Below are 1795 nucleotides of genomic sequence, written 5' to 3' on the forward strand. Positions count from 1 at the left end.
AATACGGCGCCTTTTCCTTTGGAAACGCCGCAAGAGAGGGAAAAGCGGATAAAATGGCAGACAGAGGAACAGAAGAAAGCTGAGCACAGAAATTCGCCTGAGGGGCAAAGGGAATTCGTCAGAATTTTGGTTAAGCAGGCCAAAGCCAGCGGGTTTCTTCCCCCCGACTTAGACCACCTGTGGCTCAATCTGCCTTCAGGATGGGCGGAATATACGGAAATACCCGCTGGAGTCCATGGTGAAAAGCCATCCTATACAGTCGCGTTAGAGCAAACACCGACACAAGAACAATGGGACGCGTACTACCCTGATTTACAAAAAAAATTGAAAGCATGGAAAACCGAAAAGGCCAAACGGGAGCATGCCGGAGACCCTGACTACGACCCCATGACCGGAGAGCCTCTGTTGCCGGATGAGCATCCCTTGTCGGGAAGCGCTGAGTATCTCATTACCGGGAAAACCCGACCCCGCCGTTTTGTCCCACCAGGAAGTCCGCACGTAAAGCAGTACAAACCGTTAAACATTCCTGAGGAGGATATACACCCGGAAGGGGAATACAATAGACATTATCCGTAATAATGATATCATGGGGAGCACACAACACTATCAAAATCAAGGACTCTTGAGAAGAGGCGACACCGATGCTCTCCTACCACGATCTCAAACCGAACCCTCGGGTTCTGCGAGCCTTCACCAGTTTAGATCCCGAAGAGTTTGCAATTCTGCTCATTCCCTTTGAGAAGACGTGGCAGGACTATGTCAACCGGCATTATATCCACAAGAAGTCGCGCAAGCGACGATATGGCGGTGGGCGCAAACCCCATCTGGTGGCGATAGAAGATAAACTGTTGTTTATTCTCTTCTATTTTAAAGTCTATCCGCTGCAAGAAGTCATCGCGCGCATATTTGGTATGAGTCAAGGACGTGCCAATGAATGGATTTATAAACTTACGCCGATCTTAGAGACCGCTCTTGGAGAGGCACAATGTTTGCCCGAGCGAGATCCGCAAAACCTTGAACAAGTCCTCGCCCTTTGTGTTGCAGTGGATTTTATGATTGATGGAACGGAAAGACCCACCCATCGTCCCACAGATCCCATCGAGCAAAAGGACCAGTATAGTGGTAAAAAAAACGGCATACAGTGAAAAACAATCTCATTGGTGATGTGGAAGAGCGTCTAGTGCGCTATCTCAGTGAGACCTATCCCGGACGTATCCATGACAAGCGTATTTGTGATGAAGAAGAGCTGGTGTTTCCCTCCGATATTGGTCTGTTTCAAGACACCGGGTTTCAAGGATACCACCCGGCGGGTGTCCACATTTATCAACCGAAGAAAAAACCCAAAGGGAAAGAGCTGACATCAGAAGAAAAAGCAGAGAACAAGATCATATCGAGTATCCGTATTCTGATTGAACATATCATTGCAGGTGTGAAACGATGTCGAATTGTCAAAGATGTCTTTCGCAATACCAAACTCTACTTTGCCGATCAGGTGATGGAGATCGCTTGTGGTTTACATAATTTCAGAACGACATTGCGATACAATACTTTAGAGTGAATCTCAAAACTCTACTATTGCGGATAATGTCTATTACTATGAGCTCTTTTCGGATACTGTCGGGGTTGCGACTACTGCCGGCAGAGGCTCCTCCCAGAGATGTCGAGCTGTTATAAATTGTGCACTACCACCAGGGAAGTTGCAACTTGTGTAAGCCAGATCACATACTGGCAGACTGCAGGGCGGAATCAAAACTCACATGACTAAGAGCCCAGTTCTCCCTCCGGTATAAGTCGT

3 protein-coding genes are annotated in these 1795 nt (G+C 47.6%); all 3 read left to right on the plus strand.

Annotation, left to right across the window (positions count from 1 at the left end):
• On the plus strand, nucleotides 1-576 hold a 576-nt coding region (locus VJ369_RS14140), incomplete at its 5' end, for a hypothetical protein (protein ID WP_324092715.1).
• 65 nt (nucleotides 577-641) lie between these two features.
• A complete protein-coding gene (locus VJ369_RS14145) occupies nucleotides 642-1145 on the plus strand; it encodes a transposase family protein (protein WP_324092716.1) in 504 nt (167 codons plus the stop codon).
• Nucleotides 1142-1558 (plus strand): transposase family protein, encoded by a 417-nt coding sequence (locus VJ369_RS14150; protein WP_324092717.1) that lies wholly within the window; start codon nucleotides 1142-1144, stop codon nucleotides 1556-1558. Before VJ369_RS14145 ends, VJ369_RS14150 begins: the two co-directional genes overlap by 4 nt.
• The last annotated feature ends 237 nt before the right edge of the window (nucleotides 1559-1795 follow it).

Source organism: Glutamicibacter sp., from assembly GCF_035257265.1.
GTDB lineage: Bacteria > Actinomycetota > Actinomycetes > Actinomycetales > Micrococcaceae > Glutamicibacter.

Bases quoted from the DNA above. Each gene is read 5' to 3' on its own strand.
- VJ369_RS14145 (WP_324092716.1), top strand. From the start codon at position 642: ATGCTCTCCTACCACGATCTCAAACCGAACCCTCGGGTTCTGCGAGCC.